Genomic DNA, 21,268 nt, shown 5'->3' on the forward strand with positions numbered 1-21,268 from the left:
GGCAGGCTTTTTCTTGGGTATCGCGATATAGCCCTCTTAGAAGAAGGGCTACCGACTCATACCCTAGAGATCGGCTTCCACCTCATTGCCACGGGCTTCCAGCCAGGCTCGGCGGCTGCTGGCCTCCCCCTTGCCCATCAGCATGTGCATCAGATCGCGGGTGTTTTCCGACACATCATCGGGCACACCCACGCGCAGCACACGACGGGTATCCGGGTTCATGGTGGTATCGAACAGTTGCTCGGCGTTCATTTCCCCCAGGCCCTTGAAGCGCGAAATGCTCCATGCGCCTTCACGTACCTTCTCGGCACGAAGCTTGTCGAGGATGGCCGTCAGCTCGCCCTCGTCCAGCGCGTAGAACTTGCGCGGCGGCTTGTTCTTGCCGCTGCCGGCGATGTCGACGCGATACAGCGGTGGCTGCGCCACATACACATGACCGGCGGCAATCAGCGCCGGGAAATGGCGGTAGAACAGCGTCAGCAACAACACCTGGATGTGCGAGCCATCCACGTCCGCATCGGACATGATGATGATCTTGCCGTAGCGCAGCCCGCTCAGGTCGGCCGTATCACCCGGACGGTGCGGGTCAACGCCGATGGCCACCGCAATGTCATGCACCTCGTTGTTGGCAAAGATCTGGTCCTTGTCGACTTCCCAGGTATTGAGCACCTTGCCGCGCAAGGGCAGGATCGCCTGGAAATCCTTGTCTCTACCCAATTTTGCCGAGCCGCCCGCCGAATCGCCCTCGACGAGGAACAATTCGCAGCGTTCGGTTTCATCACTGGCACAATCGGTGAGCTTGCCCGGCAAGACCGCCACGCCGCTGGATTTCTTCTTTTCCACCTTCTGCGCCGATTTCTGCCGCGCCTGCGCCGCCTTGATCGCCAGTTCGGCCAGCTTCTTGCCGAGCTCAACGTGTTCGTTCAGCCACAGCTCGAACGGGGACTTCACCATCTGCGAGCACAGTTTCAACCCGTCGCGGCTGGTGAGCTTGTCCTTGGTCTGACCCTGGAATTGCGGGTCGAGCACTTTGGCCGACAACACAAAGGTACAGCGGCTGAAGAGATCTTCGGGCAACAGCTTCACGCCCTTGGGCAAGAGGCTGTGGAATTCGATAAAGGTCTTCACCGCCTGGAACACGCCGTCGCGCAAGCCCGATTCGTGCGTGCCGCCAGCCGGTGTCGGAATCAGGTTCACATACGATTCCCGGCTCACCGGGCCGTCCTCGGTCCAGGTCAGCGCCCAGGCGCAGCCTTCGCCTTGCGAGAACGTTTCATCCTCGCCCTCGATGTATTTCTGGCCCTGGAAGATCGGAATCAGCATGGTATAGCCGGCCACCTGCTCGTTCAGGTAGCCGGTCAGGCCATCCGGATAACACCAGCTTTTCTGCTGGAATTCGCCACTGGCGAGTTCCACATTCAGGTTGACCACCAGCCCGGGCAAGAGCACCGCCTTGGACTTCAGCAGGTGTTCCAGCTCCGACTGCGGGATATTCGGAGAATCGAAATACTGCGCATCGGGTGCGACAAAGACCGTCGTGCCGGTTTCCTTCTTCGCTACCTTGCCGACCACGGCGAGCGGCTCGACCACGTCGCCACCGGCAAAAGCCAGCTTATTGATTTCGCCATCGCGGCGGACTTCGACTTCCAGGCGGGTGGCCAGTGCATTGGTCACCGAAACACCGACGCCGTGCAGGCCGCCGGAAAACGCGTACGCACCACCGGATTTCTTATCGAACTTGCCGCCGGCGTGCAGTTGCGTGAACACCACCTGCACCGTTGGCACGCCCTCTTCAGGATGGATGCCGACCGGAATACCGCGGCCATTATCGGCCACGCGCATGGTCTGGTTGCGGTACAGCGTCACGTCAATCTGCGTGGCATAGCCACCCAGCGCCTCATCGGCAGCGTTGTCGATCACCTCCTGACAGATGTGCAGCGGGTTGTCCGTGCGCGTATACATGCCGGGACGGTGGCGGACCGGATCAAGGCCCTTGAGCACCTTGACCGAGGATTCATCGTACTGTTGTTTGGCAGCCATGGGTTTCACGTGGAACAGCGGATGCGCGCAGTCTAGCAGATGGATCGAGAAGGCAGAAATCAAGCCCTTCGGATGCTTACATATAAACGCAGTGAAGTCGAACACATACCCGCGCATTTGCTTGCCCGTTGCTTGCGCTGACAATTTAAACCTAAGAGAATTGCCAATGTTAACAATCATCTTCAGCTCACAGGAATGAACATGGCTCTCATCAAAGGCACCTCCAGCAACGAAACCTTGTATGGCAACAATGGCGGCATCGCCGATCAGATCTATGGCGCCTCAGGAAATGATGTGCTCTATGGTGGTGCATCAGGAAGCTGGACAGGGACAGGGAATGATTCTTTGTACGGTGAAAGTGGCGATGATGACCTGTATGGTCGCGACGGCGATGACTTGCTCAATGGCGGGACCGGTAACGATGATTTGGAGGGCGGTGACGGCAACGACACCTTGGCGGGGGGCAGTGGCAACGATTCGCTGGATGCTGGCGCAGGCGTCAACACCATCCAGCTCAATCTCGGCGATGGTCAGGACACCCTCTGGCTCGATAACAACTCCATGGCTAATGTGCTGCAACTGGGTGCCGGTATCACTGAGAGCATGGTCAAACTGAGTGGCACGGATGATTACTATCAGGCGGATTGGACCGTCAAGGTTACTCCTGCTGATCCGATGCAATCCACTTCACTGTACGTGAACGCAGAGCGACAGGGAGATTATTACTCGACGAACTATGGGGCCTGGGAAAACCTGAACATTACTTCAATCCGCTTTGCCAACGGTACGGTCTGGGATATCAACACCATCAAGGCCAAACTGAAAAGCAGTCAGACTAGCGGCGATGATTTCATTCATGGTGAGAACTTGGCCGACAAGCTGTACGGGCTGGATGGTAACGACAAATTGAATGGCTTTGAGGGCAATGACACGCTAGATGGAGGCAATGGCAACGATACCCTCGCAGGGCACAGCGGTAATGATTCACTGCTGGGTGGCACCGGCAATGACACCTTGTATGGCCAAACCGGCGATGACAACCTCAATGGCGGCGATGGTGATGACTGGCTTGAGGCTGACGATGGTGACGACATTCTGACTGGCGGCAGTGGCAATGATCGTCTCTGGGGCGGCGATGGGAACAATAAATTTTCAGGTGGCAGCGGTGATGACGACATCCGGGGCGGCACCGGCGACGAGTACTTTTACCAAAACCGTGGCGATGGCAATGATACGCTCAACGGAGGCACCGGTCAGGACATGGTGGTGTTTGGCAGCTCGGTAACGCGCGCCGAATTAAGCACCTATGTAGATTCCTATTACAATACAACCTATCTGGTAAATGCTGTTACCGGCGATACCATTGAGTTCAGCGGTATCGAATATTTCAAATTTGCTGACGGTACTGTGGTGGATACCACAGCCATGAGCGGCAAAATCGCCAACACCATTACGGGCAGCAATTCATCCTGGAATGGCGACAACCTCACCGGCACTTCGGCCAACGACCAGATCATGCTGTTTTCCGGCAATGATGCGGCTAGCGGCGGCAATGGCAACGACGTAATCAACGGAGGAGCTGGCGTGGATACGTTATCCGGCGATGCCGGTAACGACACTCTGGTTGGAGGTAGCGAGGTCGATTACATGGACGGTGGTGCAGGCAACGACGTTTATTACGTCGATAATGCCAGCGATTACATCTCCGAGGCGGCTGGCGCGGGTACAGATCAAGTGATCTCGACGGCCTCGTACACCCTCGCCGCAAATCTGGAAAATCTGCAGCTCACAGGCACAGCAAATATCAATGGATCGGGTAATAATCTGAGCAACCTTCTGACCGGTAATGATGGAAACAATTACCTTAAGGGATACCTAGGTAACGATACGATTGATGGCAGCAATGGTATTGACTATGCGGACTACCGTAACACAGGCAGCAATATTAGCGTTATTTTGAGAACTGGCGCTGTGACCGGGGGGGCTGGCAACGATACGCTGCTCAATATCGAAGGCGTCCGTGGAGGAAATGGCAATGACTATATCTCTGGGAATACTGCTGGCAACTCCTTGTTTGGCGAATTAGGTAATGACACCTTGAGCGGGGATAGTGGCGGTGACGGACTGAATGGTGGTGCTGGAAATGATTTGCTCATCGGTGGTAGCGGCAAGGACTTCCTGACTGGTGGAAGCGGCGCGGATCGCTTTGATTTCAACGCCACCAGCGAGCTGGGGCTTGGTTCGACTTATCGTGACGTGATTGCTGACTTCAAGAGCAGCGAAGGCGACAAGATTGATCTGTCGACGATTGACGCCAACAGCTTGCTAGCTGGTGACCAGGCGTTCAAATTCATCGGCACCTCTGCCTTCAGCGGCAACGCGACGGGAGCTGTACGCTTCTCCGGCGGGGTTATTCAAATCAGCACCGATGCCGATACCGCTGCAGAGTTTGAAATTGCCTTGACTGGCGTAAGCAGTTTGCTAGCAACTGACTTCATTCTTTAAGCAGTCTTCACCCAGCAACAACGGCAGCGGGCGCTGCCGTTTTTGCTGGGTTTTATTGAGTTGTATGAAGATGACTGCGTGACGTCACAGCCCTAGCATCACATCATCTCGACTTCATCACCCTCCCAGCTCTGAAAAGCAAAGCCGGTAAACGCTTCGGGTACAAAGCGTGGCGGCAGGTTCAGAAATATCGTGGTGATTTCGGCTGCGCTGGCAAAGCGTCCCAAGGAGCCCTGCAACTCGGGACGGGGTATCTCGATCCACAGTTCGCCGTTGTCTTCCATGATCAACTGCAGCGTGTTTCCCGCCGCATCGACCACCCCGCAATAATCACCGACTGCGTGGATGCGCGTCAGCAAGCCATTGATGACGGCCAGCGCCGTACGGCGCTCACCGTCCTCCTCATCCACCACCACCTCGTCCTCGTTGAAGCAGTAAAAACAGCGCAAGGTGGTCTCGCCTGTCGCCGCCGGGCCCGTTACGAGCGCAAAGGGGGAGGACAGCGGCTGCGATCGGCGCTGCCAGCAGAATTGCGGCAGACTGATGCGGGTATCAACCGAGCCGTTCCAGTCTGCCGCCAGCCCAGCCCGCTGCATCGCGGTGACGATCTCACCGGCAATCACGGCACTACGCTCGGGGGAATCATCGGTGTCGCCAAAGGCCAGCATCAGGCCACCAGCGTCAAGCGCACGCTCGACATCCTGACCGTGATAGAAGCAAAAACCGCGATAACGCCCGGCACCGGCCTCATCCATCCGCTCGAACGCATCACTGCAACCATCTGACATCGTATAGCCGGCGTTGTGCAGGCAACAGATGCCTGCCATCTCCAGTTCGGCAAACGCGGCATCAAGCCGGTCGCAATCCGTTATCGCCGGCCAGCCCGCCTCATCCTGCTGTTTGCGCTGCAATTCGCTGTCCAGCCAGCCATGGTAGCTGTCTGCATCGGCAATGCCTTCGTCGTCGAGCAAGTCATCAAGCATGCCGTGCAGCTCAGCGTGGCCATAGCACGCTGACCAGATCCATTTGCCCAACGTGTCATGCACATAACTGGTTTCGTTCATGCTGCCATCCTGTCGCGAACCGAAGGCTCCGATGCTAGCGCAGTTGTGATCCGCGTCGTGTGATGTACTACACCCGCGTTGCAGCCCTGCCGCACTTTGCCACCGGAGTAGCCTGGCAGGATATGATGGTTTATTGGCATATCTGCCAAACGCGGCAAGTGCATGATGCAGTCATCCCCTTCACAACCAAGGAACCCCGCCATGCCCCTGCTGCCTGCCTTGCGTGCCGGCATCGGCGCGATGCTGGCTCTGTTCGTACTGGCCTTGCTGTCACGGCAGTCGCTACCCTTGCTGATGGCCCCCTTCGGGGCCAGTTGCGCCATCCTGTTTGCCCTGCCCGCTTCACCGCTGGCACATCCCAGAAACGTGATCGGCGGCCACGTCATCACGGCAGCCACGGGCTTGCTGGTTCTGCATCTGCTCGGCAGCTCGCCGCTGACGCTGGCACTAGCCGGGGGGCTGGGCATCGCACTGATGCTGCTGACGGATACGCTGCACCCGCCAGCCGGCGCCAATCCGCTGCTGATCCTGCTGGCGCCAACGCTGCTGCCATGGTCATTCCTGCTGACCCCGGTACTCACGGGTGCAGTACTGCTGGTACTGGCTGCACGCAGCTATCATCACGGCATGGCCACCTTTGCCCGCTTGCGAGATGCAACATGAAGCTGCCCGCCTCTGTACGCATTCTGGCGCTATGCCAGGCGCTTTATACCATCGGCATCTCGATCCAGCTGACGCTGACCGGGCTGGCCGGGCTGCAGCTGGCCAGCGACAAGCGCTGGGCGACGCTGCCCTTCTCGCTCATCATCCTCAGTGCTGCGGTAACCACGCTGTTTGCGGCGCACTGGCTGCAGCGTGCTGGCCGCCGCAGCGGCTTTCTGCTCGGCGCGGGAAGCGGTGCATTTGGCGGCGCGCTGGCCTTTGTCGCGCTATGGCAGCACAGCTTTGCCCTGCTGTGCACGGCGGCACTGTTTACCGGCGGATTCCAGGCATTTGCCCAGTATTACCGGCTCGCAGCAGCCGACAGCGTGGGTAGCGAGACCAAGGGGCGCGCCATTGCCACCGTACTGACCGGTGGTGTACTCGCAGCACTGTTCGGCCCCTTGCTGGCCCGCAGTGCGCAGGGCTGGTTGCCCGGAGTGCTGTTCGGCGGGGCGTATCTCATGGCCAGCCTGATGGGTATAGCCACAGCAACATTGATTTATATGGGCTACAAGCCCGTACACATGACCGTATCCACGAAAGACAGCACTGTCCCGCCACGCCGCTTGCGCCAGATTGTGGCTCAGCCAGTCTTCCAGGCCGCGCTGGCAAGCAATGCGGTGGCCTACCTGCTGATGGCCGGGCTGATGACGGCAACCCCGCTGGCCATGCTGGGCTGCGGCTTTACGCTGGCCGACGGTGCCGGCGTCATCCAGTGGCACATGCTGGGCATGTTCGCCCCCGCATTACTGGCCGGCTGGCTGGTGCAGCGGCTGGGAGTCACCGTACTGGGGCTGACAGGAACGCTGCTGCTCCTGCTGGCGTCGCTGCTGGCCAGCCAGTCACTGAGCCTGCCGGCCTTCTATATCGCGCTGCTGCTGCTGGGGGTGGGCTGGAATTTCATGTTTGTCGCCGGCTCGACGCTACTGGCGCTGAGTTATCGGCCAAGCGAGCGTGGCAAAACGCAGGCAAGCAGCGAATTCGCCACCAGCCTGCTCGCAGCACTGGCATCGCTGGCGGCCGCGCCGCTGCTGCAGCAACTGGGCTGGCAGCAGCTCAATCACTATGCGCCGTGCTTGCTGCTGCTGCCGGTCGTGCTGCTGCTGCGACAGCACCGGCAAAGCCGCCGGAGCGGCAGCGATGACTGAGCCCCGCCGCATTGTCTTTCTGCTGTATGCACAAGTGAACGTGCTCGATGTGGCCGGCCCGCTGGAGGTGTTCTCGCAGCCCAACCGCAACGGTTTCGCCCCGCAAGCCACACCCTACCTCATCACGCTGGCCTCACTGGAGGGCGGCATGGTGCCCACATCGGCGGGCGCCGAGTTTGCTACCAAACGGCTGGACGAGCTGGCAGGCCCCATCGACACACTCATCATCCCCGGCGGATTGCCCAGCGCCCCGGCGGTGGCCAAGGCCGCAGCCCGGCTGGCACCGCGAGTACGCCGCGTGTGCAGCATCTGCACCGGCGCGCTGATTCTGGCTGAAGCCGGCCTGCTCGCCGGCCGGCGTGCCACCACGCACTGGGATTACACCGCCCGGCTGGCCGCATTTGCCGGCGTCGACGTGGTGCCCGACGCACTGTTTGTGCGCGATGACGCCATCTGGACCGCCGCCGGAATCAGCGCCGGAATCGATCTGGCGCTGGCACTGGTCGAGGAGGATTTCGGCCACAGCGTGGCCATGCGCATCGCGCGCCAGATGGTCGTGTTTCTCAAGCGCCCCGGCGGGCAGTCGCAATTCAGCCTGCCCCTGGCGATCCAGAGCCGCGACGCGCGCTTTGCCGAACTCCACGCCTGGCTGCGCGCCAATCTGCACCTCAGACTGGATGTGGCACTGCTGGCCGAGCGCATGGCGATGAGCCCGCGCAGCTTTGCCCGGCATTATCTCGCCGCCACCGGCCAGACCCCGGCGGCGGCACTGGCCAGCCTGCGGCTGGAAGCCGCCACCAGCCGCGTGCTCGCAGGACAGACACTCAAGCAGATTGCCCAGACCTGCGGCTATGGCGACGAGCAGGCACTGCGGCGCGCCTTCCAGCGCGCCTACGGCATCACGCCGCAGGAATACCGGCAACGCTTTGGCTGAAAACATGGGTATGCCAGCCTAAGCCTCGATATAAATTGGCTACAAGCATATACCCATGCAACAAGACAATCAGGACAGATCCAGCAACGCCGTACACGCACCTTCCCATTCCGGCCGCAGCTCGGCAAATTTCGGCAGCAGCAGCTCGACAGGTTCGGATGGCACCTGGACATCCTGGAAGTGCAGCTCGGTCAGCCCGCCGGCAAAGCGGTTGGCCAGATAAATGACGTCGTTGAGCGTGCGCGGATTTTCCACCGGCGGGCGCGGTTCTTCGTGATCCCGCACGCCCTCGATCAGCTCGGCTGGCAAGCCCAGGCTGTCGAGCAGAATGGTGTTGACGCTTTCATGCCACTGCGCCACCAGATACACCACCGTCTTGGGGCGCTCGAGCAGTTCCGGATACAGACGGGTACGATCCAGCAGATAGAACGCCCCCAGATCATGTACCAGCCCGGCCAGAAAGGCCTCCAGCGGATTGACCCGGGTGAGCCGAGCGGCCAGCACTCGGGCAATCGCCGCCGTACGCAGGCTGTGCTGCCAGATGAAATAGGCTTCCTCTTCGAACGCCGCCAGCTCGCGCGAGCGGGACAACTGCTCGCGCGCGCAATCGCCGACAATCCGCCGCACTTCGCCCATTCCCAGCAAGGCCAGCGCCTCGTCGGTCGACAGCACCGGCGAAGCACTACCCAAGCGGTCACGCCGGCGATGCGCAGCCTTGAACAGCTTGAGCACCACAAGCGGATCTTTTTCCAGAAAACGGGCCACCCGGCTGGGCGATGCATCCGCCTCGCGCAAGACGGCCCCCATTTTTACGGTGACATCAAAATTGACCGGAAATACGACTTCGTTTTCCAGATCCTTGGCAATTTCCTGCAGCATGGCCAGACGGTCAGCACGCAACGCTTCGGCCGGTTTGTCCGGGCTCTTGGTCATTATTCGTCCTCCTTTTAAAGCGCGCGTAAGCTTAGTCTAGCCGGTGGCCATGACAAGAATATTCCCGACGAAAGACCGGCCAGGCGTTGCATTTACATCGCGCAGGGTGACGATAATCCCGTCGCAGCAATCGAATCACGGCTTCTCACCTGCGCCCGGCGCAGAGCCTCCACCTCGGCCAGCACCTCGGCGGTGGAAAGCGTGCGTCCACTTGCATGATAGACCCAGTCAATGTCCTGTTCCCATACACGCATTTCGCCGGCCGGAAGCAGGCCTTCACGGGTAAACCAGAGGTTGAAGTTCAGTGACATCGGCACGCGCGGGTAGACCTTGCCATCGTGCTGAGCCAGATGGTCGTCATCCAGCCAGTAGTCGATCTTTCCATCACCCACCTGGATCAGCAGCACATGCCAGCCCGCCAGCGATCCCGGCCGCCAGGCATGCTGGTTGAAGGCCTGCCACGGCACCAGCCGCACCGTTTCCCAGGACGTATTGAAGAGTGTCGCAGCGGGCGCGCCCCAGCCGCCATTGGGCAGGTATTCGTGATCCAGCTCGCTGTACTGGGGATCGAGATCACGCTCGAGCGGGCTGATGGTGTAGAAGGTCTGCACCACCTGATCGCCATTGGGCCCGCGCACCGGCGCATCGCTGAAGCGAACGCGGGCGGCATAGGTGCCCGCCAGATACTTGCGTGCATGGCAGAACTGCGCCTGCCGCGTGCCCGCAGCCGTACCATCGGTCTGCGCCGTCATCCGCAACAGCCGGTTGCCCGGCCTGGCCGGGTCGTCATGCAGGCTGAACGCTGCCTCGCCCCAGCCGGCATGCTCCACACCCGGCCAGCCCGCAGCCATGCGGATAATCCAGCCATGTTGCTGCATCTCGGCCAGCGAGGCATGACTGAAATCGTCAAACAGCACCCCGCCAGCACTCGTGGTGGCTGGAGCGGTTTTATTCTGGCAGCCAGCCTGCAGCAGACTGCCCAGCAGCAACACCACCATGGCCGTTTTCATGCGCCCCTCCACCCGTCATTGCGATAGTCCAGCATGGCAGGCGGCAATAACGTGGGCTTGTCTGCCCTTGCGCATTTGCCACAACGCCAGGCAGACAGCACGGATCAGGGATATACCGCCGTTTCCCCGGCCAGGTGGCGCCGCAAGTGCAGGCGCAGGGAGGCATACACCCCATTGTCGCGAATCGCCGCCAGCCCCTTGTCGAGTACCGCAGCATAATGCGCACTTTCGGGATGCTCGCGGGCAAAGCCGACATAGAAGTTGGCGATATTGACCTCGCCCACCTCATGGATGCGGCTGCGGAAATCTTCATTCCGGCTGATCAGCAGCTGCGCAGGCGAGGCATTGATGATGGCAAAGCGGATGCGCCCGGCCAGCAGCTTGCGTAACTGCTGCTCATCGGTACGCGAGTAATCCTTGATCATCCCCGGCTGAGCCATCAGCTCGGACGGATAGGTGTAATCACGGGTCAGACCCACGCGTTGTTCCGCCAGGTCAGCCACAGTCAGCCGGCGCTTCATCGGCGTCAGGGCAAAAATGGCCAAGGGCTCTTCCAGCAAGGGGGTGTTGTGCCAGTGAAAACGGTCGCGGTTGTAGCCGGTTTTCTCGACATCGAAACAGCCCAGCGTCTGATTCTGCTCGACTTCGCGCAGGCAGCGCGTAAAGGGCACCACCCGGAATTGCACCTTGACGCCCTGGCTGGCGAATGCCGCGCGTACCACCTCGACCGCAAATCCCCGCGCCGCGCCGGTTTTGGCATCGCGAGCGGAAAACGGCGCCCAGTCATCCTCGGCATTCAGCGTGATTGTTTCGGCCAATGCCGCTGGCAGCAGCAGGCACGCCAGCAGCACCAGCACCATCCTTTGCAACATGACTCCTCCGCAAACCGCAGCAATGCCCTAGTCTACCCCCGAGCAATCCCACAGTTGTAAGCAAGTGCGCAAAACGCATGACGACCGGAAGGCGGATGTTTCACATGAAACACCGCCGAATTCCGCGTCCCAAATTACGACAAGCGTATCACCAGCCAAGCCAATATTTAAATGGTGTACCAGCACATACCCATACAAAACAACAAGGCCACCGCAAGGGTGGCACTGCATTCCGGGCGGCGATGAGGGCGCTTCCTGCCATACGATCGGCGCGACGATCTCTTGCTTGCCGTGAAAGTAACGGCGTAGAGTGGAGGCCATTGCCGTGTTCATGGAAACGCCATGCTGCCACCCCTGCTGCGCAAAACCTGCCAATCCCTGCTGCTTGCCTCCTCCTGCCTGCTATTGCTCGCCTGCCAGAGCGCACCGCCCAAGGTCGAGTACGCCACCAGCCTGCCTGCGCCGGTCGCCGATATCCCGCTGCGCATGCTGATGGGCAAGCCGTATGTCGAAGTCCAGATCAACGGCAAGGGGCCATATCTGTTGCAATTCGATACTGGCGCAAGACTGATGCTGACCAGCAGTGCCGCAGCCGAACTGGGTGTCCGTGCAGAGCGCTGGTTTACGCTGATAGGCAATGCCAACAAAGGACAAAAAACCGCAGAGGGCGATGTGGCCGAACTGTCGCTGGCAGGTTTCGTGCTGCGCAATCAGCCAGTAGCCATCCATGATTTCAATTACGGAGTGGATCAGAGCGCCTATGCAACCCCACCCATCATCGGCGCCATCGGCCGCGAGCTGTTTCAGCACATGCCTTGCGAACTGGATTTCGTAGCCAATCGTCTGCGGCTTTATCCGGTCGGCACGCCGGTGATGCAGGCCGGCGATCATGTCGAGCGGTTTGCATGGGATCGCTATGATCTCCCGCGGATCAGGGTGAATGGCAGCCTGGGCAGCGAAGATGCCACCTTGGATACCGGAGGCAACATCACTTATTACCACTCCGGCAAGATCAAAGACGATTCGCCAAATGCCATGTCTGTTTCACGGGAGGGAGTAGACGGCAGCTTCATGACGAAAATCCAGCGCATCGAGCAGTTGCAGCTGTTCGGCCAGACGCTGCAGCAACCGCTGATCGAATCACGGCGGGATGACGCTTTTTCCGGTGGCGACCTGCTTGGCACCGCCTGTCTGCGCGGGCTGCGGATTAAAATCGACTGGGAGCAGCGTCTGCTTGGCGTCAATGGCACACTGCCGGACAGCTGCGCCAACCCGTACGGCCGCAGCGGCATTCAGGCCTACAAGAGCGATGCCGGTTTTTATGTGGACTACATCCAGCCGGAAAGCGCTATCCAAGCCGGGTTGCCCTTGGAAACCTACAACCGGCCAGGTGCCATTATCAGCAAGATCAACGGCAAGCCGGCGACCGAATTCAGCCAGGCCGAATTTGACGCGATCAATGCCGGGCAGCAAGGAAGAGCAATGAGCATCGAGTTTCAGGGCTATACCGGCAGCTTTTACGTACTCTTTGACAAGCCGGAGCAAAGCGGCGCCGTCGCAGCGAAATAAAGGGTATACGCTTTTATGTTAGTTTTTTAAAAGCCTGCAGGCATATACCCACCAACAACAACGCCACCTCGATGGGTGGCGTTGTTGTTTCTCAGATGACGTAAAGGCTTACTGCCACACCACCAGTGCGTAGTTTTTCTTGCCGCGCTTGAGCAGGGTGTAACGGCCGAACAGGCGCTCGGTGTCTGCAAACACGTGCTCCAGGCTGTCGACCTTGGCACCGTTCACCGTGACCGCACCGCTCTGGATGAAGGTGCGCGCCTCGCTCTTGGATTTGGCCAGCCCGGCGGCGGCCAGCGCGTCGATCAGGCCGGCGACGTCGCGACCAAGCTGCACGCTCGGCATGCCGTCCTGTGCCAGCTGTTCGAAGTCGTTCTCAGTGAGGGCGGCCAGCGATTCGCTGAACAGGTGCTTGGAAATGCGCTGTGCCGCTTCCACTGCCGCTTCGCCATGCACGGTGCGGGTGACATTCTCAGCCAAAATGCGCTGTGCTTCCGGCTTGGTGCCGCTGGCCTTGTCGGCCGCTTCAATCGCGTCGATTTCCGCAGCGGACAGGAAGGAGAAGTACTTCAGGAACTTGTACACGTCGGCATCCGCCGTGTTCAGCCAGAACTGGTAGAAGGCGTAGGGCGAAGTCTTTTTCGCGTCGAGCCAGATGGTGCCGGTTTCAGTCTTGCCGAACTTGGTGCCGTCGGATTTGGTGACCAGCGGCAGGGTCAGACCGAACACGTGGGTCTGGTTCAGGCGGCGGGTGAGGTCGGTGCCGGCGGTGATGTTGCCCCACTGGTCGGAGCCACCAATTTGCAATTTACACTCGTGGCGGCGGTTCAGTTCAGTGAAGTCGTAACCCTGCAGCAGGCTGTAGGAGAATTCGGTGTAGCTGATGCCCTGGTCTTCGCGGGCGATGCGCTGCTGCACCGCCTCTTTCTTGATCATGGCATTGACCGAGAAATACTTGCCGATGTCGCGCAGGAATTCCAGCGCGCCCATGCCGCCGAACCAGTCGTAGTTGTTGGCCATGATGGCGGCATTGCTGCCTTCAAAGCTCAGGAAGGGCGATACCTGGTCGCGGATCTTGCCCACCCAGCCTTCGATCACGTCAGGCGTGTTCAGCTTGCGCTCGGTCGCCTTGAAGCTCGGGTCGCCGATCATGCCGGTGGCGCCACCCACCAGCGCAATCGGCTTGTGGCCGGCCAACTGGAAGCGCTTGAGCACCAGAATCGGTACCAGCGAACCGATGTGCAGACTGTCGGCAGTCGGATCGAAGCCGCAATACAGCGTCACACTTTCCTTGGCCAGCAGTTCGTCAAGCGCGGCAAGGTCGGTCGCCTGGGCGATCAGGCCGCGATCGCTCAGGTCCTGGATCAGAGTGGACTGGTGCATCGTGCGTCTCCGGAAATCATCAGCAAACTAAAACCGCCAATTCTACCGCAAAGCCCCGGTGCGGGCGGTGTGCATTTTGTCAGGAAAGTGCTGCGCAGTATTTTCTTCCGGAGAAAAACCGGCTTACAGTGAGGGGAACGTCAACGCACCCCGTCGTCATGGATCACCGCACCCGTACCCGGGCGCTCAAGCGCCCGTATCTGCTGCTGCTGCTCGCCCTGCTGGCCGTGCTGATCACGGCCGTGGTGCTGCTCAACCTGCAACTGCGCAGCCAGACGCGCCACGACCAGCTGGCCAATCTACAGATTGCCGCCGCACAGCTGGAGCTGGTACTGGAACAGAAGGTCGAACATGCGGCACACCATGTTTCGGCGATGCAGCAGAACATGCAGCGCATTCTGGCCGAGCCGCGGCTGGCCGATACCGGGCTGCTGCAACGGCTGCCTCAGCCCATGGCGCCGGATACCCCCTTCGACCAGCTCGCCACTCCGCTGGCACAAAAGCTGGGCACGCTGTTCGTGCATAGCGGCTTCTGGCCGCTGAACCGGCCCGAGCTTGCGGCCCGCCTAGGTGATACCGACCAGCAGCGGCTGGCCGCGACACTGACACTGGGTGAACAGGCTGCCAGCGCCCACGCCGCCTTCCCGGAACTGCAATGGAGCTATTACTACGATGCGGCCGGCCGTTATTCCCTGCTGTATCCCGGCCTCTCGCGCAAGGAAATCCTGGAAGCCACCGGTACCAACGATATCGATCATGCACTGGCCGTGGTGTATGACGCCGGCGGCACGCTGCCGGTACAGCTGACCGGTCCGCAGCGCAATCCGCAGCGCCAGCTGCGCTGGACCACGCCTTACATGGACAGCGGCGGCAAGGGGATGATGGTGTCGCTGCTCGCACCGGTTTACCACGGCGCCGATTATGCCGGCGCAGTTGGCGCCGACCTGACGCTGACCATGCTGGATCAGGCACTGCAGGAAAACCGCCATCCGCTGCTGCAGGCACTGATTGTCGACGACAGCGGGCAAGTGCTGGCCGATTCGCAGGGCAGCCTCAAGGGGCAGACCAAGGCCGTGCTCGCCCGCCAGCGCATCGTGGATTGGCCGAAGCTGCGCCAGCAACAGACCGGTGGCACCTTCCGCGAGCTGGGTGAGCGCTACTGGCTGGTGCTGCCAATCAAGGGCACACCCTGGCTGCTGTACGGCCAGGTCAGCACGGGCGAACTCGATCAGCAGGCGGCCCGCCTGCTGGGCAACTATCTGCTGTTTTCACTGATGGCCGTCGCACTGCTGATGCTGCTGATGGGGCTGCTGCACCGCTTCTACACGCGCCCGGCGCTGCGTCTGGCCGATTACGTCTTTGATTGCGATGCGGATCCGCGACGTGCGGCCCCCGAAGTACCGGCGATGTGGCTGCCGTGGTTCGAGCGCATTGCAGCCACCGCGCGTGAACGGGCCGATTACCTTGCGGAATTGCAGGCACACGCCGAACAGCTGGAAGAAAAAGTCGGGGAACGCACCCGCTCGCTGCAGCAGGTCAACGCGGAACTGGCCGCTGCGCTGCGCGAGCTGGGCGCCACCCAGGAACGCATGGTGGAAGGCCGCAAGATGGCCGCACTGGGGCGGCTGACCTCGGGAATGGCCCACGAGCTCAATACCCCGCTGGGCGTCGCGCTCACCGCCATCAGTAGCCTGCTGGAAGACCAGCGCAAGCTCGGTCAGGCACTGGCCGGCAACCAGATCGGCCGCAGCGAAGTCCTGCGCCAACTGGAACAGAGTGCGGAAACCAATACCCTCATCCTGCGCAATATCCAGCGTGCGATCAGTCTGATCCAGAACCTGCGCACCATCGGCCAGGCCGAGGAAAACGAGCTGCCGCAGACCATCGAGCTGGCCGGGCTACTGCAAGAGCTGGCTGCCCTGTTCGGCTCGCGCTTTGCCAGTGCCGGCCACCGGCTGGTGATCGATTGTCCCGCTGGGCTGTCGCTGGTCAGTTATCGCAATGTGCTGTGGCAAGTACTGGAAAAGCTGCTGGATAACGCCTTGCTGCACGGACTTGCCGAACGCAGCAATGGCGAAGTCTGCATCCGCGCCAGCCGGCAGGCAGAGGGCTCGATACTGCTAGAGCTGGCCGATAACGGCTGCGGCCTCGGCCAGGCCGAGCTGCAGCGGCTGTTCGACCCCTTCTATACCTCGCATTTCGGCCAGCATCATGGGCTGGGCACCTTTACCGTCTACAGCTTCGTGACCGGCCTGCTCCAGGGGCAGATCAGTGCCAGCAGCGAACAGCAGCACGGGCTATCCTACCGGATCGAGCTGCCTGCCGGCCTGCTGCTCTGATATACCCAACACCCCATATCAATACAACAACTGATTCAAGAAAGGTATAGCCGCATACCCACAGTCAAACCAGCAAGGGGCCACAGTGAAACGCATTCTCGGCAAACATCGCCCGCCACCCAGACACTGGGTTGGTGACGGCTTCCCGGTTTATGCCCATTTCAATTACGGCAACCACGGGCGCCTGCTCTCGCCGTTTCTGATGCTGGATTACGCGGCGCCCCATGATTTCGCTCCCGCGACCACGCCCCGTGGCGTCGGCATTCATCCGCACCGTGGTTTCGAAACCGTCACCATCGCCTACCAGGGCGAGATTGCCCACCGCGACTCAACCGGACAAGGCGGCATCATCGGTCCGGGTGATGTGCAGTGGATGACCGCCGCAGCCGGCATCCTGCACGAGGAATTCCACTCGCCGGCCTTCACCGCCAGCGGTGGCACGCTGGAAATGGTGCAGTTGTGGGTCAATCTGCCGGCAAAAGACAAGCTGCGTCCACCGGGCTATCAGGCCATCAGCGCCACCCGGATTCCCGAAGCCACCCTGCCCGATGCGGCGGGTATCGCCCGGCTGATTGCCGGCGAGCTGGCCGGGATGCACGGGCCGGCTCGCACGCACAGTCCGATGCAGGTCTGGGATCTGCGGCTGAAGGCCGGTAGCCGCTGCACCCTGCCGGCGCAGGAAGGCTGGAGCGTGGGCCTGCTGGTATTGCGCGGTGCCGTCAGCGTACATGGCTGCAGTGCGGCGGCGAACGAGCTGGTGATTCTGGATCAGCAGGGTGATCAGGTCTCCCTGGAAGCCGCTGACGACAGCACCCTGCTCTGGCTGAGCGGTGCGGCACTGCAGGAGCCGGTTGCCGGCTACGGACCCTTCGTGATGAATACCCGCGCCGAAATCGAGCAGGCCATCGACGATTTCAACAGCGGGCGCTTCGGCACCCTGCCGGCAAGCAGCTGAGCCTCGAGGCACGCCGTCACACGCTGCCGGCACACCGCCCGCTCAGTCGAGCTGGCGTCGGTAGCGCACCGCTTCGGCGATCTGGCTGCGGCCAATGCCATCCGCACCATCCAGGTCAGCGATGCTGCGCGCCACGCGCAGAATGCGGTGGTAAGCACGCGCCGACAGGTGCAGATGCTGCACGGCCTGCTGCAACAAGGCCCGTCCCGCCTCATCCGGCACGCAGTGCTCATCCAGTTGTGCGCTGCCCAGCTCACTGTTGCGGCATTGCTGGCGCAGCAGCTGACGCTGGTGGGCCAGCGCGACCCGCCCGGCGACCTGTTCGCTGCTTTCCCCATCCGCTGCAGCCGCCAGCGTGGATTCCGGCACGGCAGGCACCTCGATCACCATATCGATCCGATCCAGCAAGGGCCCGGAAATGCGACCGCGATAGCGCGCAATCTGCTCCGGCGTACAACGGCAGGCTTTCTGTGGGTGGCCCTGATAACCACAGGGACAGGGATTCATCGCGGCCACCAGCTGGAAACGGGCGGGAAATTCGGCCTGGCGCGCGGCGCGGGAAATCTGGATGCGGCCGCTTTCCAGCGGCTCGCGCAGCACCTCCAGTACCTTGCGGTCAAATTCGGGCAGCTCGTCCAGAAACAGTACGCCATGGTGTGCCAGCGAAATTTCGCCCGGCAAGGGGACGCTGCCGCCCCCAACCAGCGCCGCGCTGCTGGCCGTGTGATGCGGGCTGCGAAAGGGGCGCCGGCCAAACAACTGCGGATTGACCCCGGCCGAACCCAGCGACTGGACGGCCGCACTTTCCAGAGCCTGAGCCGTATCCAGCGGGGGCAACAAACCCGGCAGACGCTGGGCGAGCATGGATTTACCTGTTCCCGGCGGCCCGATCAGCAGCAACGAATGACCACCGGCAGCGGCAATCTCCAGTGCGCGCTTGGCACTCTGCTGACCCTTCACGTCCCTTAGATCGGGGTAAGCGGGTATAGTCGTGGATGGACTGCTGTGCAAAGGTTCAAGCATGGATACCCCCGAAAGGTGTCGGCTGATATCCAGCAGGTGCCCGGCTGACAGGACGGTGGCACCCGGCACCATGGCGGCTTCGGCCGCACTGGGCGCGGAAATGCACAGGCTGCGCCGTGCATCGGTCGCGGCCAGCGCCAGCGCCAGTGCCCCATGCACCGGACGCAACTCGCCGGTCAGCGCCAGTTCGCCGGCAAACTCGTACTGATCCAGTCCGGTAGCCGGCAACTGGGCACTGGCGGCCAGAATGCCAATGGCGATGGGGAGATCGAAATGACCAGCCGCCTTGGGCAAATCGGCCGGGGCAAGATTGATGGTAATGCGCCGGGCCGGAAATTCGAAACCGGCAACGGTCAGCGCCGCCCGGACCCGGTCGCGCGCCTCGCGGACTTCGGCCTCGGGCAAGCCGACAATGGTGCAGGCCGGCAGGCCATTGGCCAGATGCACCTCGACCGTCACAGGCCGGGCCTGCCAGCCATCCAGCCCACGGGCATGAACCACCGCTAGCGACATCGGCCGCTCCTGTAGCTGCTATTGTTGTTCTAACAATGTAAGTCATGCGATGACAAAGGGTAAGCATGAATGATCCGATCCCGGCACAACTGCCGGACTTCCGCAATCTGGGAGTCACCCTCAGGGCGCTGGTCCTGATCCATCTTGCCGCGATACTGAGCGTCATTGCCAGCATCCAGAGCTGGGCAGAATGGCCCGGCCAGCTGGGCAATGCCGTGTTCTGGATCGAGCCGGTACTGCTGCCTGCCATGGGATTGCTGGCCTTGCTGAGCCCGACGCTACAGCGGCTGAGCTACCGTCTTGGGGTACTGCTGGTCTTCCTGCTGGTCAGCGTCGTCATGACCGTCGTCTACCGCATCATGCGCAACACCCTCGGGCTGGAACTGCTCAGCGGGATGTGGCTGCGCCAGGAACTGCTGGGCCTTGCCGCAACCGGTCTGCTGCTGGGCTACTACCGTCTGTGGATGCGGGCGCTCTCGCCCAGGCTGACCGAAGCGCGCCTGGCCGCGCTGCAGGCACGGATCCGGCCGCACTTTTTCTTCAACAGCCTCAATGCCGTGCTGTCGCTGATCCGCAGCGAGCCCAAGAAAGCCGAAATTCTGCTGATGAATCTGTCCGATCTGTTCCGCGTGGCCATGGGGAAACAGGATCGTTTGTCGACGCTGGAGCGCGAGGTCGAGCTCGCCAGCGGGTATCTGGACATCGAGAAAGTCCGGCTGGGTGAACGGCTGCAGGTGGAGTGGCATATCGACAAGATGCCGGCCAAGGCCACCATCCCGGCACTGATCCTCCAGCCACTTCTGGAAAACGCCGTCTATCATGGAATCGAGTCCAGCATCGCACCCGGAACCATTCTGATCAATCTGTTCCGGGTCGGTGATGATGTGCACATCGATATCCGCAACCCGGTCAATGGCAGCGCACCGGTCCATCAGGGTAACGGCATGGCACTGGATAATGTGCGCGAGCGCCTGCTGCTGTATTTCGATGCCGAAGCCAGTCTCAGCACAAAACTGATAAACGGCTATTATCAAGTACATATCGTGTTGCCCTACCAGGAGTTGCCTGATGAGCAAACCGCTACGCATCTTTCTCGTCGATGACGAACTGCCGGCGCTGAACCGCCTGCAGGATTTGCTGGCCGATTGCCGGAATGAAGTCGAACACACCATCGCGGGCACCGCCACCAATGGCATGACCGCGCTGGCGCAGCTGGCCGAGCATCCGGTCGATCTGGTCATTCTCGACATCCAGATGCCGCAGATGAGCGGTATCGAGGTCGCGCGCAAGCTGCTCGAGCTGCCACATCATCCCGCCGTGGTCTTTGCCACGGCGTTTGAGGATTACGGTGTCGCCGCCTTTGATGTCCGTGCCGTCGATTACCTGCTGAAACCCATCCGCCACGAGCGGCTGCTGACCGCACTGCACCGGGTTCTTGACCTGCAGCAACCCAGAGCGGAAGGAATCAGGCAGGATGATGATCCGCATGGACGCAGCCACTTCACGGTCAGCGAACGCGGCCGCGTGCACCTCGTCCCGGTCGCCGATGCTTGCTATCTGAAGGCCGAACAGAAATACATCACGCTACGCACCCGCGAGCGCGAGTTCCTGCTCGAAGATTCGCTGACACGACTGGAAGACGAATTTGGCCCACGCTTCCTGCGAATTCACCGCAACTGCCTGGTCGCACGTGATGCGGTCGCCGGTTTCGAGCGCGTGCCCAATGGCAGCGAATCCCACTGGGTTGTGCTGCTCAAAGGCCTGCCCGAACGGCTGGCCGTAAGCCGCCGGCAGCAGCATGTCATCAAGGAATTCCGCGAACACCATCACGATGGATAATTTTTCGATCACCACCCCCTCCCTGCTGTTTCCCGCCATTTCGCTGCTGATGCTGGCCTACACCAACCGCTTTCTGGCGCTGTCCAGCATCATCCGCCAGCTGTACGAAAACCACCGCAGCGCGCCGCACGACAAAATCCTCAAACAACTGGTCAATCTGCGCCAGCGCGTATGGCTGATCCGCTACATGCAGGCCTTCGGGGTCGCCAGCCTGCTGCTGTGTCTGGTGTCGATGATTGTCACGGCAATGGGGCATCTTTCGACTGCAGAGGGGCTCTTTGTGGCGAGCCTGCTGCTGATGATCCTCTCGCTCATCCTGTGTCTGATCGAGGTCATGCTCTCTGACAAGGCATTGAATGTGCTGCTGTCGGATATCGAACTGGATCACACCGAATCCTGATTTCGGTGGACCAAACCTCGCCTGTATACGTATCTATGT

At 61.0% G+C, this 21,268-nt stretch carries 17 protein-coding genes; 10 read left to right on the top strand and 7 right to left on the bottom strand.

What is annotated here, in order from left to right; all coding sequences use genetic code 11:
- Nucleotides 1–63 precede the first annotated feature (63 nt).
- A complete protein-coding gene (parE, locus tag INR99_RS02150; RefSeq protein ID WP_194114639.1) occupies nt 64–2,040 on the bottom strand; it encodes a DNA topoisomerase IV subunit B in 1,977 nt (658 codons plus the stop codon).
- Between the two features lie 201 nt (nt 2,041–2,241).
- Here parE and INR99_RS02155 point away from each other — a divergent pair, with 201 nt between their 5' ends.
- Entirely contained in the window at nt 2,242–4,545 is a 2,304-nt protein-coding gene (locus INR99_RS02155; RefSeq protein WP_194114640.1) for a calcium-binding protein, read from the top strand.
- 98 nt (nt 4,546–4,643) lie between these two features.
- On the opposite strand, the gene INR99_RS02160 is transcribed toward INR99_RS02155, so the two are convergent.
- Nucleotides 4,644–5,609, bottom strand: coding sequence for a DUF6891 domain-containing protein (locus INR99_RS02160; protein WP_194114641.1), 966 nt, complete (start codon nt 5,607–5,609; stop codon nt 4,644–4,646).
- 201 nt (nt 5,610–5,810) lie between these two features.
- Between INR99_RS02160 and INR99_RS02165 the strand changes: the two genes are divergently transcribed.
- The 3 genes from INR99_RS02165 to INR99_RS02175 are packed head-to-tail and all read left to right on the top strand — an operon-like array spanning nt 5,811 to nt 8,393.
- A complete protein-coding gene (locus tag INR99_RS02165) occupies nt 5,811–6,272 on the top strand; it encodes an HPP family protein (RefSeq protein WP_194114642.1) in 462 nt (153 codons plus the stop codon).
- Nucleotides 6,269–7,459, top strand: coding sequence for an MFS transporter (locus tag INR99_RS02170; RefSeq protein ID WP_194114643.1), 1,191 nt, complete (start codon nt 6,269–6,271; stop codon nt 7,457–7,459). The genes INR99_RS02165 and INR99_RS02170 overlap by 4 nt, the downstream gene beginning before the upstream one ends.
- Nucleotides 7,452–8,393 carry a GlxA family transcriptional regulator gene (locus INR99_RS02175; protein ID WP_194114644.1) on the top strand — a complete coding sequence of 314 codons (942 nt, stop codon included), beginning with the start codon at nt 7,452–7,454 and terminating at the stop codon, nt 8,391–8,393. The genes INR99_RS02170 and INR99_RS02175 overlap by 8 nt, the downstream gene beginning before the upstream one ends.
- A gap of 69 nt (nt 8,394–8,462) precedes the next feature.
- On the opposite strand, the gene INR99_RS02180 is transcribed toward INR99_RS02175, so the two are convergent.
- From INR99_RS02180 to INR99_RS02190, 3 genes are all read right to left on the bottom strand, one after another.
- Nucleotides 8,463–9,326, bottom strand: coding sequence for an HDOD domain-containing protein (locus tag INR99_RS02180; protein WP_194114645.1), 864 nt, complete (start codon nt 9,324–9,326; stop codon nt 8,463–8,465).
- 92 nt (nt 9,327–9,418) lie between these two features.
- A complete protein-coding gene (locus tag INR99_RS02185; RefSeq protein ID WP_194114646.1) occupies nt 9,419–10,336 on the bottom strand; it encodes a glycoside hydrolase family 16 protein in 918 nt (305 codons plus the stop codon).
- Between the two features lie 104 nt (nt 10,337–10,440).
- The gene (locus tag INR99_RS02190; RefSeq protein WP_194114647.1) at nt 10,441–11,208 is read right to left on the bottom strand and encodes a substrate-binding periplasmic protein; all 768 of its coding nucleotides are present in this window, start codon (nt 11,206–11,208) and stop codon (nt 10,441–10,443) included.
- Nucleotides 11,209–11,550: 342 nt separating this feature from the next.
- On the opposite strand from INR99_RS02190, the gene INR99_RS02195 reads away from it, so the two are divergent.
- Entirely contained in the window at nt 11,551–12,777 is a 1,227-nt protein-coding gene (locus tag INR99_RS02195; RefSeq protein WP_194114648.1) for a retropepsin-like aspartic protease, read from the top strand.
- Nucleotides 12,778–12,885: 108 nt separating this feature from the next.
- Here the strand turns inward: INR99_RS02195 and tyrS are convergent, their stop codons facing one another.
- A complete protein-coding gene (tyrS, locus tag INR99_RS02200; protein ID WP_194114649.1) occupies nt 12,886–14,160 on the bottom strand; it encodes a tyrosine--tRNA ligase in 1,275 nt (424 codons plus the stop codon).
- Nucleotides 14,161–14,318: 158 nt separating this feature from the next.
- On the opposite strand from tyrS, the gene INR99_RS02205 reads away from it, so the two are divergent.
- Both INR99_RS02205 and INR99_RS02210 read left to right on the top strand, forming a co-directional pair.
- The gene (locus INR99_RS02205) at nt 14,319–16,499 is read left to right on the top strand and encodes an ATP-binding protein (RefSeq protein WP_194114650.1); all 2,181 of its coding nucleotides are present in this window, start codon (nt 14,319–14,321) and stop codon (nt 16,497–16,499) included.
- An 85-nt stretch (nt 16,500–16,584) separates the two neighbouring features.
- Entirely contained in the window at nt 16,585–17,454 is an 870-nt protein-coding gene (locus INR99_RS02210) for a pirin family protein (protein ID WP_194114651.1), read from the top strand.
- Between the two features lie 42 nt (nt 17,455–17,496).
- Here INR99_RS02210 and INR99_RS02215 read toward each other — a convergent pair whose 3' ends face one another.
- Entirely contained in the window at nt 17,497–18,990 is a 1,494-nt protein-coding gene (locus tag INR99_RS02215) for a YifB family Mg chelatase-like AAA ATPase (protein ID WP_194114652.1), read from the bottom strand.
- 65 nt (nt 18,991–19,055) lie between these two features.
- On the opposite strand from INR99_RS02215, the gene INR99_RS02220 reads away from it, so the two are divergent.
- Genes INR99_RS02220 through INR99_RS02230 form a run of 3 tightly spaced genes read left to right on the top strand, consistent with a single transcriptional unit; the run spans nt 19,056 to nt 21,229 of the window.
- Nucleotides 19,056–20,093, top strand: a complete 1,038-nt coding sequence (locus INR99_RS02220; protein WP_194114653.1) for a sensor histidine kinase — start codon at nt 19,056–19,058, stop codon at nt 20,091–20,093.
- Nucleotides 20,059–20,829, top strand: a complete 771-nt coding sequence (locus INR99_RS02225) for a LytR/AlgR family response regulator transcription factor (RefSeq protein WP_194114654.1) — start codon at nt 20,059–20,061, stop codon at nt 20,827–20,829. Before INR99_RS02220 ends, INR99_RS02225 begins: the two co-directional genes overlap by 35 nt.
- Nucleotides 20,822–21,229, top strand: a complete 408-nt coding sequence (locus INR99_RS02230) for a DUF2721 domain-containing protein (protein ID WP_194114655.1) — start codon at nt 20,822–20,824, stop codon at nt 21,227–21,229. Before INR99_RS02225 ends, INR99_RS02230 begins: the two co-directional genes overlap by 8 nt.
- Nucleotides 21,230–21,268 lie beyond the last annotated feature (39 nt).

This window comes from Chitinilyticum piscinae (assembly GCF_015223195.1).
Taxonomy (GTDB): domain Bacteria; phylum Pseudomonadota; class Gammaproteobacteria; order Burkholderiales; family Chitinibacteraceae; genus Chitinilyticum; species Chitinilyticum piscinae.

What these genes read in the sequence shown, in the direction of transcription:
- parE (WP_194114639.1), bottom strand. Translation starts at nt 2,040, where the DNA reads ATGGCTGCCAAACAACAGTACGATGAATCCTCGGTCAAGGTGCTCAAG.
- INR99_RS02155 (WP_194114640.1), top strand. Translation starts at nt 2,242, where the DNA reads ATGGCTCTCATCAAAGGCACCTCCAGCAACGAAACCTTGTATGGCAAC.
- INR99_RS02160 (WP_194114641.1), bottom strand. Translation starts at nt 5,609, where the DNA reads ATGAACGAAACCAGTTATGTGCATGACACGTTGGGCAAATGGATCTGG.
- INR99_RS02165 (WP_194114642.1), top strand. Translation starts at nt 5,811, where the DNA reads ATGCCCCTGCTGCCTGCCTTGCGTGCCGGCATCGGCGCGATGCTGGCT.
- INR99_RS02170 (WP_194114643.1), top strand. Translation starts at nt 6,269, where the DNA reads ATGAAGCTGCCCGCCTCTGTACGCATTCTGGCGCTATGCCAGGCGCTT.
- INR99_RS02175 (WP_194114644.1), top strand. Translation starts at nt 7,452, where the DNA reads ATGACTGAGCCCCGCCGCATTGTCTTTCTGCTGTATGCACAAGTGAAC.
- INR99_RS02180 (WP_194114645.1), bottom strand. Translation starts at nt 9,326, where the DNA reads ATGACCAAGAGCCCGGACAAACCGGCCGAAGCGTTGCGTGCTGACCGT.
- INR99_RS02185 (WP_194114646.1), bottom strand. Translation starts at nt 10,336, where the DNA reads ATGAAAACGGCCATGGTGGTGTTGCTGCTGGGCAGTCTGCTGCAGGCT.
- INR99_RS02190 (WP_194114647.1), bottom strand. Translation starts at nt 11,208, where the DNA reads ATGTTGCAAAGGATGGTGCTGGTGCTGCTGGCGTGCCTGCTGCTGCCA.
- INR99_RS02195 (WP_194114648.1), top strand. Translation starts at nt 11,551, where the DNA reads ATGCTGCCACCCCTGCTGCGCAAAACCTGCCAATCCCTGCTGCTTGCC.
- tyrS (WP_194114649.1), bottom strand. Translation starts at nt 14,160, where the DNA reads ATGCACCAGTCCACTCTGATCCAGGACCTGAGCGATCGCGGCCTGATC.
- INR99_RS02205 (WP_194114650.1), top strand. Translation starts at nt 14,319, where the DNA reads ATGGATCACCGCACCCGTACCCGGGCGCTCAAGCGCCCGTATCTGCTG.
- INR99_RS02215 (WP_194114652.1), bottom strand. Translation starts at nt 18,990, where the DNA reads ATGTCGCTAGCGGTGGTTCATGCCCGTGGGCTGGATGGCTGGCAGGCC.
- INR99_RS02220 (WP_194114653.1), top strand. Translation starts at nt 19,056, where the DNA reads ATGAATGATCCGATCCCGGCACAACTGCCGGACTTCCGCAATCTGGGA.
- INR99_RS02225 (WP_194114654.1), top strand. Translation starts at nt 20,059, where the DNA reads ATGAGCAAACCGCTACGCATCTTTCTCGTCGATGACGAACTGCCGGCG.
- INR99_RS02230 (WP_194114655.1), top strand. Translation starts at nt 20,822, where the DNA reads ATGGATAATTTTTCGATCACCACCCCCTCCCTGCTGTTTCCCGCCATT.